A 14944-nucleotide genomic window follows, 5' to 3' on the forward strand; every position below is an offset into this window, starting at 1 on the left:
AGAGCGCAGTCGAGCTTGGCTCGACGCTACACGGAACAATCAACCCGCCACCTTGCCCCACACCTTGAACGTGGTCAGCCACAGGCCGAGCATGCTGCCGATGTTGGTCAGCATGAACGTCAGCACCACGCGCGTGACCCGATTGCGGTACCAGCCCTTCAGGCTCTGCGCGTCGTCGCGCAGCTTCAGGAAGTCTTCGTACGCCGGCTTGCGCAGGCGCGCTTCCACCAGCGCCGAGAATGCGCCGGTCGGGATGCTCAGGCGGAACGGCTTGAACGGGGCCACCGCGATCGCGGTGAGGATGCTCAGCGGGTGACCGCCTGCCAGCAGGCAGCCCAGGCCCGCCAGGCCGCCGGTATACATCGCCCAGGTCGCCAGCAGTTCGGTCCCCACGCCGAGGCCGCCGCGGTAGAAGCCCACGCCGATGCCGGTCGCCACGATGGCCAGGATGCCCAGCGTGAACCACGGAATGTTGCGCTTCTTCGGCACCGCCTCCAGCTCGGCGCGCAGCGGTGCCGGTGCCTCGGTGTCGGTTTCCAGGTAACGCGCCAGGCCTGCCAGGTGACCCGCACCGACAACCGCCAGCACTTCACGCTGCTGCGGGTTGTGTTCCTCGCGCAGGCGCGTGGCCATGTAGCGGTCGCGCTCGCCGATGATGGTCTCGTACAGTGCCGGGCTCTCGCTGGCGAACTCGCCGAAGCTCGATTCCAGCATGTCGCCCTGCTTGAGCTTCTCGATCTCATTCTCGCCCACCTCCTCGGACGAGAACAGACCGGCGCCGAGACCGGCAACCAGCTTCAGCTTGCCGAAGAAACCCAACCGCTGTGAGGCGCGGCGGAAGGTCAGGCCGACCTCGCGGTCGATCAGGTGCACCGGCAGGTCGCGTTCGCGCGCCAGTTCCACCGCGCGCTTCAGTTCCGCGCCCGGCTCGATGTCGAGCTGTTCGGCCAGGCGGCGCTGATAGGCGGACAGTGCCAGGTTGGCGGCGAACAGGGCGACGCGGCCCTTGCGGATCACCTCGACCAGGTCGAGCTTGGCCAGCGTGTCCGGGTCGCTCAGCGCCTGCAGGCGCTGCGGGTCCAGTTCAACGGCCACCGCGTCGAAGCGACCGCTGTCGATGGCTTTCTCCACCGCCTCGACGCTGGCGCGTGAGACATGGGCGGTGCCCAGCAGGGTGTAGCGCACGCCGTCGCGTTCAACAACGCGTACCGGCTGGCCGGCGAACAGGTCGTCGCCGGTCTCGGGAAGGGTTTCGGTCATGGGTTCATTCATTGGAAGGTGCAGTGTCGGCGCCATCGCCGAGCGCGCGCTGCATCTGCACGGTATCCAGCCAGCGGCCATGCTTGCGGCCGAGGCCACGGAACACGCCGACCAGCTCGAAGCCGAAGCGTTCGTGCAGCTTGATTGAAGCGGTATTGGTCGGTTCGCCGATCACCGCCACCATCTGCCGGTAGCCACGCGCCACGCAGGCGTCGATCAACGCCTGCAGCAGGCCGGTGCCGACGCCCTTGCCCTGGAACGCGGCATCGACGTAGACCGAGTTTTCCACGGTCCACTGGTAGGCAACGCGGGTGCGGTAGGTGTTGGCGTAGGCATAGCCGGCCACCTGGCCGTCAATCTCGGCGACCAGGTAGGGGAAGCCGCGGTCGATGATGTCGCGCATGCGGCGCAGCATCTCGGACGCGTCCGGGATGTCGTACTCGTAAGTGTTGACGAAGTCGGTCACTTCCACCGCGTAGATCGCGGTGATCGCGGCGATGTCGGCCGGACCGGCATCACGGATGAGGACGGCCATGCGCGGACTCCGGCTCAGTCGATGTAGCGCTTGAGCAGGTCGCCGTAGGCATCGATGCGGCGGTCGCGCAGGAACGGCCAGATGCGGCGCACATGCTCGCTGCGCTGCAGGTCGACATCGCACAGCAGAACCGTGGCATCGGTGCCGGCTTCGGCCAGGAACTCGCCCTGCGGGCCCAGCACGTGGCTGTTGCCCCAGAACTGGATGCCGGAGGCGCCCAGCGGCGAGGCCTCGTGGCCGACGCGGTTGCAGCTCAGCACCGGCAGGCCGTTGGCCACGGCGTGGCCGCGGTGGCTCAGCACCCAGGCGTCGCGCTGGCGGGTCTTCTCGTCCTGCACGTCGTCCGGGTCCCAGCCGATTGCGGTCGGGTAGAGCAGCAGTTCGGCACCGGCCAGCGCCATCAGGCGCGCCGCTTCCGGGTACCACTGGTCCCAGCACACCAGCACGCCAAGGCGACCCACCGAGGTATCGATCGGCTTGAAGCCGATGTCGCCCGGGGTGAAGTAGAACTTCTCGTAGAAGCCCGGGTCGTCCGGAATATGCATCTTGCGGTACTTGCCGAGCAGCGTGCCGTCCTTCTCGAACACCACGGCGGTGTTGTGGTACAGGCCGGCGGCGCGGCGCTCGAACAGCGAGCCGACCAGCACCACGCCATGCTGCTTCGCCAGCGCGCCCAGGCGCTCGGTGCTGGGGCCCGGAATCGGCTCGGCCAGGTCGAATTCGTCCACCGATTCGTGCTGGCAGAAGTACGGACCGTTATGCAGTTCCTGCAGCAGCACCAGCTTGGCACCCTGCGCAGCCGCCTCGGCCACGCGTGCTTCGATCACCGCCAGGTTGGCGGCGGCATCACCGTGGTTGCGCTCCTGGATCAGGGCGACGGTAAGGGGGCTGCGCGAGTTCATGCGGGGCGTTCCTGCGGGGGAAAACCAGCATGTTAGCGCGGATGGACGGCGACGGCGTGTCGCGCGCTGAATGGCTGCGATCGGTAGTGCCGGCCGCGGGCCGGCAATCCCGTGGATCCATCAGGCAGTGCGGGGTTGCCGGCCAGCGGCCGGCACTACCGTCATGCCTTCAACAGCCCTTCCGGCAGCTGCATGGTGATGCAGTGCAGGCTGCCGTTCTGCCAGATCAGCGAGCGGCAGGGCACCTGCACGATCTCGCGGCCCGGGTGCGCCTGGGCCAGCACATCGCGGGCCAGGTCGTCGGCCGGGTCGCCATAGGCAGGCATCAGCACCGCACCATTGACGATCAGGTAGTTGGCGTACGACGCAGCCAGGCGGCGGCCTTCGTCGATCACCGGCTGTGCCCACGGCAGCGGGAACAAGCGGTACGGCTGCCCATCCTTGGTGCGCAGTGCGGCCAGCTCGTTGCCCATCGCCTGCAGTTCGGCGAAGTGCGAGTCGCTCTCGTCGTCACAGGCCTGGTAGACGATGCTGTCGGCCGAGGCGAAGCGGGCGAGGGTGTCGATGTGCGCGTCGGTGTCGTCGCCTTCCAGGTAGCCGTGGTCCAGCCACAGCACGCGGTCCTGCTGCAGCCAGTCGGCCAGGTCGGCGCTCAGGCTGGCGCGGTCGCGGTCCGGATGGCGCTCGTGCAGGCACTTCCAGGTGGTCAGCAGGGTGCCTTCGCCATCGGTCTCGATGCCGCCGCCTTCCAGCGCGAACGGGATGCTGCGCACCGGCGCGTCGTTGAACACGCCGGCGTGGTCCAGCACGCCCACCAGCTGGTCATCCAGGGTGGCGTCGAACTTGCCGCCCCAGCCGGTGAAGCGGAAATCCAGCAGCTGGAAACCGCCGTCGGCACGGCGCAGGGTGATCGGGCCGGAGTCGCGCAGCCAGGTATCGTCGTAGGCGGCCGTGGTGAAGTGGACCTTGTCCATGTCGATGCGGTTGGAGCGCAGCCGCATTTCGGCATAGGTCTCCACATCGTCGTCGGCCACGCAGATCAGCACCGGCTGGAAGCGGGTGATGGCCGCGACCAGGGCGATGTAGGTCTCTTCCACCTGGCCCAGGCGGTCGGCCCAGTCGGTGTCGGCGGTGGGCCAGGCAATCAGGACGCCGCTCTGGGCTTCCCACTCGGCAGGAAAACGAAGGGTCTGGTTCATGGTCTCGCTACACAGGCCCGCCCACGGCGGGTAAAGGGATCAACGGATCGGCGGTTTCGGGCCGATTTCGTTCGGGTCCGCCTGGTTGGCCACCACGTCGATCACCTTCTGCTTCTCGAAGTAGACGGTGAACTGCGGGTACACCCAGCGGTTGATGGTCGGCCATTGCCGCTTCTGCCCGCCACGCGGCTGCAGCTGTTCGCTCGGCGCGCCGAACTGCGCCTGTACCTGCTGCATGCTCTGGCCGCGCACGGGCAGGGCACCGGCCGGCTTCTCGCGGGCGCGGTCGACAAGCAGGGTATCGGCCAGCGCCGGTGTGGCGGCGGCCAGGGTGGCCATCACGGCCAGGGCGGACAGGTAACGCTTCATCTCGATCTACTCCCCAGTGGTCAAGAAAGGCGATTACAGCAAAATCAGCAGGAAAAAGCCGCATAAACAAAAAACCGCCCGAAGGCGGTTTCTTGCATCGGGTCGGCCCCGCGTAGGGCCAGCCGCAGCCGTGAAGGCTGTTGGGCTTAGCGCTGACGCGCCTTGAAACGCGGGTTCGACTTGCAGATGACGAAGATCTTGCCGCGACGACGGACGACCTTGCAGTCGCGGTGACGGGCCTTCGCCGACTTCAGGGAGGACAGGACTTTCATGGCATACCTCGGCGTAAACAGTAGTTGTTCGGGTGGAGCGTGGCCGCGATATGCGAAAGACAATCGGCAGTTGACGCTCGTTCAAGCCCGCCATTCTACCGGGCTTTTCCTCGTGGTTTCAAGTGGTTGCACAAAAGATCCCGCTGGGGGTGTCTGGCAGGGGCTAGAATGACCCCTTCACACGCTCTGGGAACCCCATGAATCCACTCGCTCCCGTCCTGACCATCGACGGCCCTTCCGGGGCCGGCAAGGGTACCATCAGCCGCATCATCGCGCGCCGGATGGGCTGGCATTACCTGGATTCGGGGGCGCTGTACCGCGCGGTGGGCGTGGCCGCGAGCTGGGCCGACATCGACACCTCTGACGCCTCGGCGCTGGTGCGCTGCACCTTCGACACCCATGTTCAGTTTGTTGAACAGGGCGAGTCGATGCGGGTCATGGTCAACGGCACCGATGCCACCGACGAGCTGCGCCTGGAGACCACCGGCGCGCTGGCCTCGGCCATTGCCGCAATTCCTGAGGTCCGGGCCGCCCTGAAGGAGCGCCAGCGCGCATTCAGGGAGCTGCCCGGCCTGGTCGCCGATGGCCGCGACATGGGTACGGTGATCTTCAAGGACGCCCCCTACAAGGTCTTCCTGACCGCCAGTGCCGAGGAGCGCGCCGAGCGCCGGCATAAGCAGTTGAAAGACAAGGGGGTTTCTGTTAACTTTGATGACCTCCTGCGCGAGATCATGGCCCGCGACGCCCGTGATGCCCAGCGTACCGTGGCGCCCCTGAAGCCGGCAGACGATGCTGTCCTCATCGACACCACAGGCATCGGCATCGATGATGTCGTTGCCCGAGTGATGGATCTGCTTCCGGTTCCGGCTGCCTGATCCGTTCGCGCGGGAGCACTGCCAGCTGCATCGGTGGTGGTCGCGCAAAGCAGTGCTGTACCAGCTCCGTCGCGCAATGATGCGTGGCGGTTTTCCTACTACACACGACCTGCGTTTCCGGGGTCGACCAACAGGCGGGCGGTCGCCATTCCCCTGAAGGGGACGCCACCGACCCATGTGTCCAACAGAGTAAATCTAATGACCGAATCATTTGCCGAACTGTTTGAAGCCAGCCAGGCCAACCTGGCCAAGCTGAAGCCGGGCGCCATCGTCAGCGGTACCGTTGTTGAAGTCCGCGGCGACGTCGTGGTGATCAACGCTGGCCTGAAGTCCGAAGGCATCGTGCCGATCGAACAGTTCCGTAACGACGCTGGCGAAATCGACGTCGCCGAAGGCGACATCGTCAAGGTCGCCCTCGACTCGATCGAGAACGGCTTCGGCGAAACCGTCCTGTCGCGCGAGAAGGCCAAGCGCGCGATGGTGTGGGACGAGCTGGAAGAAGCGTTGGAAAAGAACGAAACCATCACCGGCCGCATCAGCGGCAAGGTCAAGGGTGGTTTCACCGTGGACATCAAGGATGTCCGCGCCTTCCTGCCGGGTTCCCTGGTCGATGTGCGCCCGGTGCGCGATCCGGCCTACCTGGAAGGCAAGGAACTCGAGTTCAAGCTCATCAAGCTGGACCGCAAGCGTAACAACGTCGTGGTCTCGCGCCGCGCTGTCGTCGAAAGCGAGCACTCGGAAGAGCGCGAGCAGCTGATGGACAAGCTGCAGGAAGGCGCGATCCTGAAGGGTGTCGTCAAGAACCTGACCGATTACGGCGCGTTCGTGGACCTGGGCGGCATCGACGGCCTGCTGCACATCACCGACATGGCGTGGAAGCGCGTGCGTCACCCGTCGGAAGTCGTGAACGTCGGCGACGAGCTGGACGTCCGCGTGCTGAAGTTCGACCGCGAGCGCAACCGCGTTTCGCTGGGCCTGAAGCAGCTGGGCGAGGATCCGTGGGACAACATCGGCCGTCGTTACCCGGCCAACAGCCGCGTCTTCGGCAAGGTCTCCAACGTCACCGATTACGGTGCGTTCGTTGAGATCGAGCCGGGCGTCGAAGGCCTGGTGCACGTCTCCGAGATGGATTGGACCAACAAGAACGTCAACCCGTCCAAGGTTGTGCAGGTTGGTGACGAAGTCGAAGTGATGGTGCTGGACGTCGATGAAGAGCGTCGCCGTATCTCGCTGGGCATGAAGCAGGTTGCCGCCAATCCGTGGGAAACCTTCGCTGCCACCCACAAGAAGGGTGACAAGGTGTCGGGCCAGATCAAGTCGATCACCGACTTCGGCATCTTCATCGGCCTGGACGGCGGCATCGACGGCCTGGTCCACCTGTCCGACATCAGCTGGAACACCACCGGCGAAGACGTCGTTCGCAACTTCAAGAAGGGCGATACCCTGGACGCCGTCGTCCTGGCTGTCGATCCGGAGCGCGAGCGCATCTCCCTGGGCGTGAAGCAGCTGGAGCAGGATCCGTTCGGGCAGTACATGGCTGCCAATCCGAAGGGCTCCAAGGTCGAAGGCGTGGTGAAGGAAGTCGACGCCAAGGGCGCGATCATCGAGCTGGCTGACGGCATCGAGGGTTACGTTTCGGCTCGCGACATCGCCAACGAGCGCGTTGACGACGCCACCCAGCACCTGAAGGTCGGCGACAAGATCGAAGCCAAGTTCGTGGGCATGGACCGCAAGGGCCGCACCCTGCAGCTGTCGATCAAGGCCAAGGACGACGCGGAAATGCGCGAAGTGCTGGAGGAATACCAGTCCTCTTCGGCTTCCAGCGGCACCACCCAGCTGGGCGCGCTGCTGCGTGCACAGCTGAACGGCAACAAGTCCGAGTAATCGGCCTTACGCTGTTTGTTGTTTCCTGGACGGCCCGGGCTTCTGCCCGGGCCGTTTCAGGCTGAGATGCCCCTGATGTGAGCCGGTAATGACCAAATCCGAACTGATCGAAATCCTTGCGCGCCGCCAGGCGCACCTGAAGGCCGATGATGTCGATCTGGCGGTGAAGTCGTTGCTGGAAATGATGGGCGGATCGCTGTCCGCCGGGGATCGCATCGAAATCCGTGGTTTTGGCAGCTTCTCGCTGCACTATCGTCCGCCGCGCCTGGGTCGCAACCCGAAGACCGGCGAATCGGTTGCCCTGCCGGGCAAGCACGTCCCCCATTTCAAGCCGGGCAAGGAACTGCGCGAGCGGGTCAGCAGTGTGCTGCCGCTGGACGCCGATCCGGCCTGAGCCTCCGTCGCGCCACCGCGTGCGAATCCAGCCGCGGGTCGGATAAGCTACGGACTCCTGCCACTGGAGCTGTCGCATGAAGGTCTTTCGTCTGCTGGTCCTGCTGGCGGTCCTGATCCTTGGGCTGATCATTGGTGCGGTCAACATGACCGCGATGTCGATCAACCTGCTGTTTACCCAGTTGAATACCTCTGTCGGCGTGGCGCTGATCGCGGCCCTGCTGATCGGTGTCATCGTCGGTGCCGGCCTGGTACTGGTGAGCGTGGTCATTCCGCTCTACGGTCAGCTGCGCCGTGCCAACAAGTCCGTGGCGGCAACGCCGGCCGCGGGTGTTTCCCCCCAATCTTTTGATGGACGCTGATCGAAGATGGATTTCGTCACCGAGTGGCTGTGGTTTTTCCTGTTCGTTCCGCTGGCCGCACTGGCCGGGTGGGTGATCGGCCGGCGTGGTGGCCAGCGCCACGGTGACAACCAGGTCAGCCGCCTGTCCAGCACCTACTTCCGTGGTCTGAACTACCTGCTCAACGAGCAGCCGGACAAGGCCATCGAACTGTTCCTGCACATCGCCGAGCTGGACAAGGAAACCTTCGAGACCCAGGTCGCGCTGGGCCACCTGTTCCGCCGCCGCGGTGAAGTCGACCGCGCCATCCGCCTGCACCAGGGGCTGGTCAACCGCCACGACCTGAGCGACGCGCAGCGCGTGCAGGCCCTGCTGGCGCTGGGCGAGGACTACATGAAGTCCGGCCTGCTGGACCGCGCAGAGACCGTGTTCACCGAGCTGGCACAGCTCGACCAGCGCGCCCCGCAGGCGCTCAAGCACCTGATCGGCATCTATCAGGCCGAGCGTGACTGGGAAAAGGCGATCGACAACGCCACCCGCTTCGAAGACGTCACCGGCGAGCCGATGGGCAAGCTGATCGGGCAGTTCGAATGCGAACTGGCTGAACGCTTCCGCGGTGCCGGCAAGCTGGAAGAGGCGAGGGCGGCGATCGCCCGCGCCTACCAGGCCGACGCCATGTCGGTGCGCGCCGGCATCATCGAAGGTCGCCTCGAGACGGATGCGGGCAACGCTGAAGCCGCGGTGCGTGCATTCGAACGTGCCGCGCGCAACGACCCCGAGTACCTGCCCGAGCTGCTGCCGGCGTTGATGGAAAACTATCGCAAGGTCGGCGACCTGGGCGGCGCACGTGCGTTCCTGTCGGAAATGACCGAGCACTACCGTGGCATCGCCCCGGTGCTGGCCCTGACCCGTCTGATGGAAGAGCAGGAGGGCGTGGCTCCGGCCCGAGCCTACCTTGGCCGCCAGCTCAAGGATCGTCCGTCGGTGCGTGGCGAATCGGCGCTGATCGACCTGACCCTGGCCGAGGGCGCCGATTCCACAGCGACCCTGCATGACCTCAAGCACATCACCGACCAGCTGCTGGTGCGCAATCCCGCTTATCGCTGCACCCGTTGCGGGTTCGGTGCACGTACCCACCATTGGCAGTGCCCGAGCTGCAAGGAATGGGGCACGGTCAAGCCACTGCTGAACTACGCGGTGCTCTGATCCATGCCGTGGCTCGTGATGGGCGCGCTGCTGGGGCTGGCCCTGCTGAGTGCGGGGTTGACCTGGGCGGCACGGGGTTATGCCCTGCGCCAGCAACTGCTGGACCAGCCCGGCGAGCGTCGCAGCCATAGCGTGGCAACGCCGCGCGGTGGTGGCATCGCCATCGTCATCAGCCTGCTGGTCACCGCCGGTGCAGCGATGTGGGTCTGGCCTGAATCGACACCGAGCCTGCTGGTGGCCAGCCTGGGCCTGGTGCTGGTGGCGGGCATCGGCTGGTGGGACGACCACCGGCCGTTGCCGGCCATGCGCCGCCTGCTGGTGCACTTCATTGCCGCCGCGCTGCTGGCCGCCCTGGTCAAGGTGCATGGTGGAAGCTGGTTGCTGGCCGGGCTGGTGCTGGTATTCACCGCCTCGTTGATCAACATCTGGAACTTCATGGATGGCATCAACGGTATTGCCGCCAGCCAGGCCATTGTTGTTGCGCTGGGCCTGGCGCCGGTGCTGCCCTGGCCGTATTCGCTGGCCGCGGTGGCGCTGGGCCTGGCCTGCCTGGGCTTCCTGCCGTTCAATTTCCCGCGGGCCCGGATCTTCATGGGTGATGTCGGAAGTGGCGCGCTGGGCTATGCAGTCGCCGTCGTCCTGGCCATCGCTGCGGTGCGTACCGATATCAACTGGATCCTGCTGCTGGTGCCGGCTTCGGCGTTCCTCGTGGACGCGGGCTTCACACTGGCGGCGCGCATCATCTCCGGACAACGCTGGATGGAACCCCATACCCAGCACGTCTACCAGCGGGCGGTGCAGGCAGGAGCCAGCCACGCCCAGGTGACAGGGATGTACTTTGCTTTGGGCCTGTTCAGTATTACAGTGCTTAATGTCTGCTCCAATTTGCAGCCGAGGTGGGAGGCTGTCCTGGCGGTCGCGTGGTTTCTCGCGCTGAGCGTCCTCTGGATCCTCCTGCGCAATGGATTGCGTCACCGACAAGGAAATACCTGACTTATGGCTTCACCCTGGCGGGACAGAATCCTCGGCCTGATGCCGCGTTCGGCCATCGTCTGCCACGACCTGTTCATGGTCTGGGCATGCTGGCAGCTGCTCCACGCCGGGCGGTACTCGATCCTCCCCAACGCGCCTTCGCTTCCGCTCTGGAATGTCGACACCACCCTGGTGCTGCTGCTGCAGGGCCTGGTGTTCTGGCGCGTGGGCCTGTATCGCGGGCTGTGGCGTTTCGCCAGCGTCAGCGACCTGCTGAACATCTTCAAGGCCAGCTTCATCGGCCTGGTCGGCATCGTGCTGGTGCTGATGTGGAAGCGTTTCGACGGCGTGCCGATGTCGGTGCTGGTGATCTATCCGTTCGCGCTGTCGGCGCTGCTGGGCGCGCCGCGCCTGCTGTACCGGGCCTGGAAGGATTACCAGGCACTGCAGTCGGATTCGAGCGCGCGCCGCGTGCTGATCCTCGGTGCGGGGCAAGCCGCCGAGACGCTGGTCCGCGATCTGCGCCGCTCCGGCAACTTCGAACCGGTCGGCCTGCTGGACGACGCACCGCACCTGCGCGGCGCCAAGCTGCAGGGCCTGCCGATCCTGGGCAGCCTCGATGATGCCCCGGCGGTGGTCCGCGAGACTGCGGCCAAGTTGCTGGTGATCGCCATGCCCTCGCTGGATGCCGCAGGCATGCAGCGGGTGGTCGCCATCTGCGAAAGCACCGGCGTGCCGTTCCGCACCGTGCCCAAGCTGAGCGACATCCTGCAGGGGCAGTCGCTGCCCGGCCAACTGAAGGAAGTGGCGATCGAGGATCTGCTCGGCCGCAAGCCGATCACCCCGGACTGGAACCTGATCCGGGGCTGGTTGGGCGGTCGCACCGTGATGGTGACCGGTGCCGGTGGCTCGATCGGCTCGGAGCTGTGCCGCCAGTGCGCGCGCCACGGTGCCGGCCGCATCATCCTGCTGGAGATCAGCGAACTGCTGCTGCTGACCATCGAGGGTGAGCTGCGTCGCAGCTTCCCCGATATCGAGATCGAAGCGGTGCTGGGCGACTGTGGCGATCCTGCGGTGATCCGCCATGCGCTGTCGCTGCATCCGGTCGACACCGCGTTTCATGCCGCAGCGTACAAGCATGTACCGGTGCTGGAACGGCAGCTGCGCGAAGCTGTGCGCAACAACATCCTGGCGACCGAGAACGTGGCCCGCGCCTGCCTGGAAGCGCGCGTCGAGCATTTCGTGTTCATCTCCACCGACAAGGCGGTCGATCCGGTCAACGCGCTGGGTGCCAGCAAGCGCTATGCCGAGATGATCTGCCAGAGCCTGGACCAGAAGTCCACGCACACCCGTTTCGTTACCGTGCGCTTCGGCAACGTGCTGGCCTCGGCCGGCAGCGTGGTGCCGCTGTTCCGCGAGCAGATCCTGCGCGGTGGTCCGGTCACGGTCACCGATCCGGAAGTCACCCGCTACTTCATGACCATCCCCGAGGCCTGCCAGTTGATCCTGCAGGCCGCAGCCTCGGCCTCGCACGGTGCGATCTACACGCTCGACATGGGCGAGCCGGTGCCGATCCGGCTGCTGGCCGAGCAGATGATCCGTCTGGCGGGCAAGCAGCCGTACAAGGATGTGCAGATCATCTATACCGGCCTGCGTCCGGGTGAGAAGCTGCACGAGACGCTGTTCTATTCGGACGAGGACTACCGCGCAACCGCGCATCCGAAGGTCCTTGAGGCCGGCGTGCGCATGTTCTCGCGCGATCTGGTGCTGGGCAACGTCCCGCGCCTGCGCGAGGCGGTGTGCAGCTACGACACCGAAACCATCAAGGAAGTCCTGTTCGCGACGATGCCCGAGTTCTCGCCAATCGAACAGGATGCTTACATTTCATCCGCTAAAGTCGTGCCCTTTCCCGCACGCGAGGCCAACAGGCACCAATGAGCAAGCGAATTCGCAAAGCAGTTTTCCCCGTAGCGGGTTTGGGGACGCGTTTTTTGCCAGCAACCAAGACCGTGCCGAAGGAGATGCTGCCGATCATTGACCGGCCGCTGATCCAGTACGCCGTGGATGAAGCAATCGAGGCCGGCTGTGACACGCTTGTGTTCATCACCAACCGCTACAAGCACGCGGTCGCCGACTACTTCGACAAGGCCTACGAGCTGGAGCAGAAGCTCGAGCGCGCCGGCAAGCAGGAGCAGCTGGAGCTGATCCGTCACGTGCTGCCCAATGGCGTGCGCGCGATCTTCGTGACCCAGGCCGAGGCGCTGGGCCTGGGCCATGCGGTGCTGTGTGCCAAGGCCGTGATCGGTGACGAGCCGTTCGCGGTGCTGCTGCCGGACGACCTGATCTGGAACCGCGGCGACAGCGCGCTGAAGCAGATGGCCGATCTCAACGAAGCCAGCGGCGCCAGCGTCATTGCCGTTGAAGATGTGCCGCACGACAAGACCGCCAGTTACGGCATCGTCGCGACCGAGGCCTTCGATGGCCGCAAGGGCCGTATTTCGCAGATCGTGGAGAAGCCGAAGCCGGAGGACGCGCCGAGCGACCTGGCCGTGGTCGGCCGCTACGTGCTGAGCCCGAAGATCTTCGAGCTGCTGGAGCAGACCGGCAGCGGTGCCGGCGGCGAGATCCAGCTGACCGATGCGATCGCGCAGCTGCTGAAGACCGAAGAGGTGGATGCCTACCGTTTCGAGGGCACTCGTTTCGACTGCGGTACGCACCTGGGGCTGGTGGAAGCGACGATCCGCTTCGCGCTGGACAACCCGAAGCTGGCAGGGCCGGCGCGGGAGAAGCTGACGGCGATGTTGGCGGAATAAGGTTTATCAAGCGCTCCGTTCGCGGCGCCTTGATTGATACGTGGTGGGCGGTACGGGTGGGCCTTTGCAGGACACGCCGTAAACCCATCCATGGGGGCTCGATGGCGCCATCCATGGCGCCAACGGTCCTGCAAAGGCCCACCCGTACCGCCTGTCAGATTTCCTGCGGGCGCGGACGGGAAGGGCGGAATCAAGGGCAAGAGCAAAAGCAAAAAAGGCAGCCTATGGCTGCCTTTTTTGATTGTTGGGGTCAGATCCCTTTGCGCAGCAAAGGGCTCTGACCCCAGCTTTTGACCTTGCTTTTGCTAAACCCTCCGCCGCGCGGAATGTTGGGTGGCGCGGGTGGGTGAGGCTGACCGGGACTGTCAGCGGCATGGGCCAGGCGCATGCGCCTGGCGGGTTGGGCAGGGCGCCCAACCCCGGCCTTGCTGCGTGCGCAGGATTGCGCACGCTAGCAAGCCGCTGCCAAGCCCCCATGGGTGAGGGCGCTTTGCTTGCGAAGCACTGCTTCGCAAGCGCCCGAACGCACAGCCGCCAGCGGCTGGGCCGGTCTGGGGGTTCACGGCGTGTCCCGGGCAGCCTCACCCCACCCGGGCCCCACAGCCAACCGACACTCCAGCCGGCAACGCCTTGATCCTTACAGCGCCTCGAAAATACCCGCCGCGCCCATGCCGGTGCCGATGCACATCGTCACCATGCCGTACTTCTGCTGGCGACGACGCAGGCCGTGCAGCAGGGTGGCGGTACGGATCGCGCCGGTCGCGCCCAGCGGGTGGCCCAGGGCGATCGCGCCGCCCAGCGGGTTGACCTTGGCCGGGTCCAGGCCGCAGTCGCGGATCACCGCCAGCGACTGCGCGGCGAAGGCTTCGTTGAGCTCGATCCAATCCAGCTGGTCCTGGGTCAGGCCGGCCTGCTTCAGTGCCTTCGGAATCGCAGCGATCGGGCCGATGCCCATCACTTCCGGGCGCACGCCGGCCACCGAGAAACTGACGAAACGGGCCAGCGGGGTCAGGCCGTAGTCCTTGATCGCCTGTTCCGAGGCCAGCAGCACGGCACCGGCGCCATCGCTCATCTGCGACGAGTTGCCGGCGGTGACGGTGCCGCCGAACTGGCCGTTGCGGAACACCGGGCGCAGCTTGGCCAGGCCTTCAGCCGAGGAATCCGGGCGCGGGCCTTCGTCGGTGTCGGCGATCTTGTTGCGGGTGATGATGCGCTGGCCGTCGGCCAGGTCCGGCAGGTGCGAGACGATCTCGTACGGGCTGATCTCGTCCTTGAACTCGCCGTTCTGGATCGCGGCCATGGCCTTCTGGTGCGAGGCGAGGGCGAAGGCGTCCTGGTCTTCGCGCGAGACCTTCCACTCTTCGGCGACCTTCTCGGCAGTGATGCCCATGCCGTAGGCGATGGCCACGTGGTCGTTGTCGAACACGCTCGGCGCCATGGCGATCTTGTTGCCCATCATCGGCACCATCGACATCGATTCGGTGCCGCCGGCCAGCATCAGGTCGGCATTGCCCAGGCGGATCGCGTCGGCGGCCTGCGCCACGGCCTGCAGGCCGGAGGAGCAGAAGCGGTTCACGGTCTGTGCGGCGATGGTGTTGGGCAGGCCGGCCAGCAGCACGCCGATGCGCGCCACGTTCATGCCCTGCTCGGCTTCCGGCATGGCGCAGCCGATGATCGCGTCATCGATGCGGTTGACGTCCACGCCCGGGGCCTGGGCGACGACGCTGCGCAGCACGTGCGCAAGCATGTCGTCGGGGCGGGTGTTGCGGAACATGCCCTTGGGCGCCTTGCCGACCGGGGTGCGGGTGGCGGCGACGATGTAGGCGTCCTGGATTTGCTTGGTCATTGCAGTGATCTCTCGAATTTTTTAGCCGGGGTGCCGACCAACGGTCGGCACCCACCAGAGGCAGAGGAGTGCCAACC

At 65.7% G+C, this 14944-nt stretch carries 15 protein-coding genes; 8 read left to right on the forward strand and 7 right to left on the reverse strand.

What is annotated here, in order from left to right:
* Positions 1–39: 39 nt before the first annotated feature.
* The 6 genes from ACSYAO_RS08510 to ykgO all read right to left on the reverse strand — a co-directional run bounded on the left by ACSYAO_RS08510 (position 40) and on the right by ykgO (position 4537).
* Positions 40–1260 (reverse strand): TraB/GumN family protein, encoded by a 1221-nt coding sequence (locus ACSYAO_RS08510; protein WP_005409278.1) that lies wholly within the window; start codon positions 1258–1260, stop codon positions 40–42.
* 4 nt (positions 1261–1264) lie between these two features.
* Complete coding sequence (locus ACSYAO_RS08515) at positions 1265–1795, reverse strand: GNAT family N-acetyltransferase (RefSeq protein ID WP_005409279.1); 531 nt, start codon at positions 1793–1795, stop codon at positions 1265–1267.
* 14 nt (positions 1796–1809) lie between these two features.
* Complete coding sequence (locus ACSYAO_RS08520) at positions 1810–2697, reverse strand: carbon-nitrogen hydrolase (protein ID WP_049397762.1); 888 nt, start codon at positions 2695–2697, stop codon at positions 1810–1812.
* 161 nt (positions 2698–2858) lie between these two features.
* The gene (locus ACSYAO_RS08525; protein WP_049397761.1) at positions 2859–3896 is read right to left on the reverse strand and encodes an agmatine deiminase family protein; all 1038 of its coding nucleotides are present in this window, start codon (positions 3894–3896) and stop codon (positions 2859–2861) included.
* A gap of 39 nt (positions 3897–3935) precedes the next feature.
* Positions 3936–4235: a hypothetical protein gene (locus ACSYAO_RS08530; protein WP_227837998.1), complete on the reverse strand. Its 300-nt coding sequence runs from the start codon at positions 4233–4235 to the stop codon at positions 3936–3938.
* Between the two features lie 176 nt (positions 4236–4411).
* Positions 4412–4537, reverse strand: a complete 126-nt coding sequence (gene ykgO, locus ACSYAO_RS08535) for a type B 50S ribosomal protein L36 (RefSeq protein ID WP_005409283.1) — start codon at positions 4535–4537, stop codon at positions 4412–4414.
* Between the two features lie 197 nt (positions 4538–4734).
* Here ykgO and cmk point away from each other — a divergent pair, with 197 nt between their 5' ends.
* The 8 genes from cmk (at position 4735) to galU (ending at position 13021) form a co-directional block, all read left to right on the forward strand.
* Positions 4735–5412 (forward strand): (d)CMP kinase, encoded by a 678-nt coding sequence (gene cmk / locus ACSYAO_RS08540; protein ID WP_005409284.1) that lies wholly within the window; start codon positions 4735–4737, stop codon positions 5410–5412.
* 198 nt (positions 5413–5610) lie between these two features.
* Positions 5611–7296: a 30S ribosomal protein S1 gene (gene rpsA, locus ACSYAO_RS08545; RefSeq protein ID WP_005409285.1), complete on the forward strand. Its 1686-nt coding sequence runs from the start codon at positions 5611–5613 to the stop codon at positions 7294–7296.
* An 88-nt stretch (positions 7297–7384) separates the two neighbouring features.
* Complete coding sequence (locus ACSYAO_RS08550) at positions 7385–7690, forward strand: integration host factor subunit beta (protein WP_005409286.1); 306 nt, start codon at positions 7385–7387, stop codon at positions 7688–7690.
* 76 nt (positions 7691–7766) lie between these two features.
* Positions 7767–8051: a LapA family protein gene (locus ACSYAO_RS08555; protein ID WP_076739220.1), complete on the forward strand. Its 285-nt coding sequence runs from the start codon at positions 7767–7769 to the stop codon at positions 8049–8051.
* Between the two features lie 6 nt (positions 8052–8057).
* On the forward strand, positions 8058–9236 hold the full coding sequence (gene lapB / locus ACSYAO_RS08560; RefSeq protein ID WP_049428020.1) for a lipopolysaccharide assembly protein LapB: 1179 nt from the start codon (positions 8058–8060) through the stop codon (positions 9234–9236).
* Between the two features lie 3 nt (positions 9237–9239).
* The gene (locus ACSYAO_RS08565) at positions 9240–10229 is read left to right on the forward strand and encodes an MraY family glycosyltransferase (protein ID WP_049397758.1); all 990 of its coding nucleotides are present in this window, start codon (positions 9240–9242) and stop codon (positions 10227–10229) included.
* Between the two features lie 3 nt (positions 10230–10232).
* Positions 10233–12146, forward strand: a complete 1914-nt coding sequence (locus ACSYAO_RS08570) for a polysaccharide biosynthesis protein (protein WP_005413043.1) — start codon at positions 10233–10235, stop codon at positions 12144–12146.
* Positions 12143–13021 (forward strand): UTP--glucose-1-phosphate uridylyltransferase GalU, encoded by an 879-nt coding sequence (gene galU, locus ACSYAO_RS08575; protein WP_005409291.1) that lies wholly within the window; start codon positions 12143–12145, stop codon positions 13019–13021. The genes ACSYAO_RS08570 and galU overlap by 4 nt, the downstream gene beginning before the upstream one ends.
* Positions 13022–13658: 637 nt before the next feature.
* On the opposite strand, the gene ACSYAO_RS08580 is transcribed toward galU, so the two are convergent.
* Positions 13659–14867, reverse strand: coding sequence for an acetyl-CoA C-acyltransferase (locus tag ACSYAO_RS08580; RefSeq protein ID WP_019661304.1), 1209 nt, complete (start codon positions 14865–14867; stop codon positions 13659–13661).
* Positions 14868–14944 lie beyond the last annotated feature (77 nt).

The sequence above is a fragment of the Stenotrophomonas sp. STK16_22 genome, from assembly GCF_051984505.1.
Taxonomy (GTDB): domain Bacteria; phylum Pseudomonadota; class Gammaproteobacteria; order Xanthomonadales; family Xanthomonadaceae; genus Stenotrophomonas; species Stenotrophomonas maltophilia_A.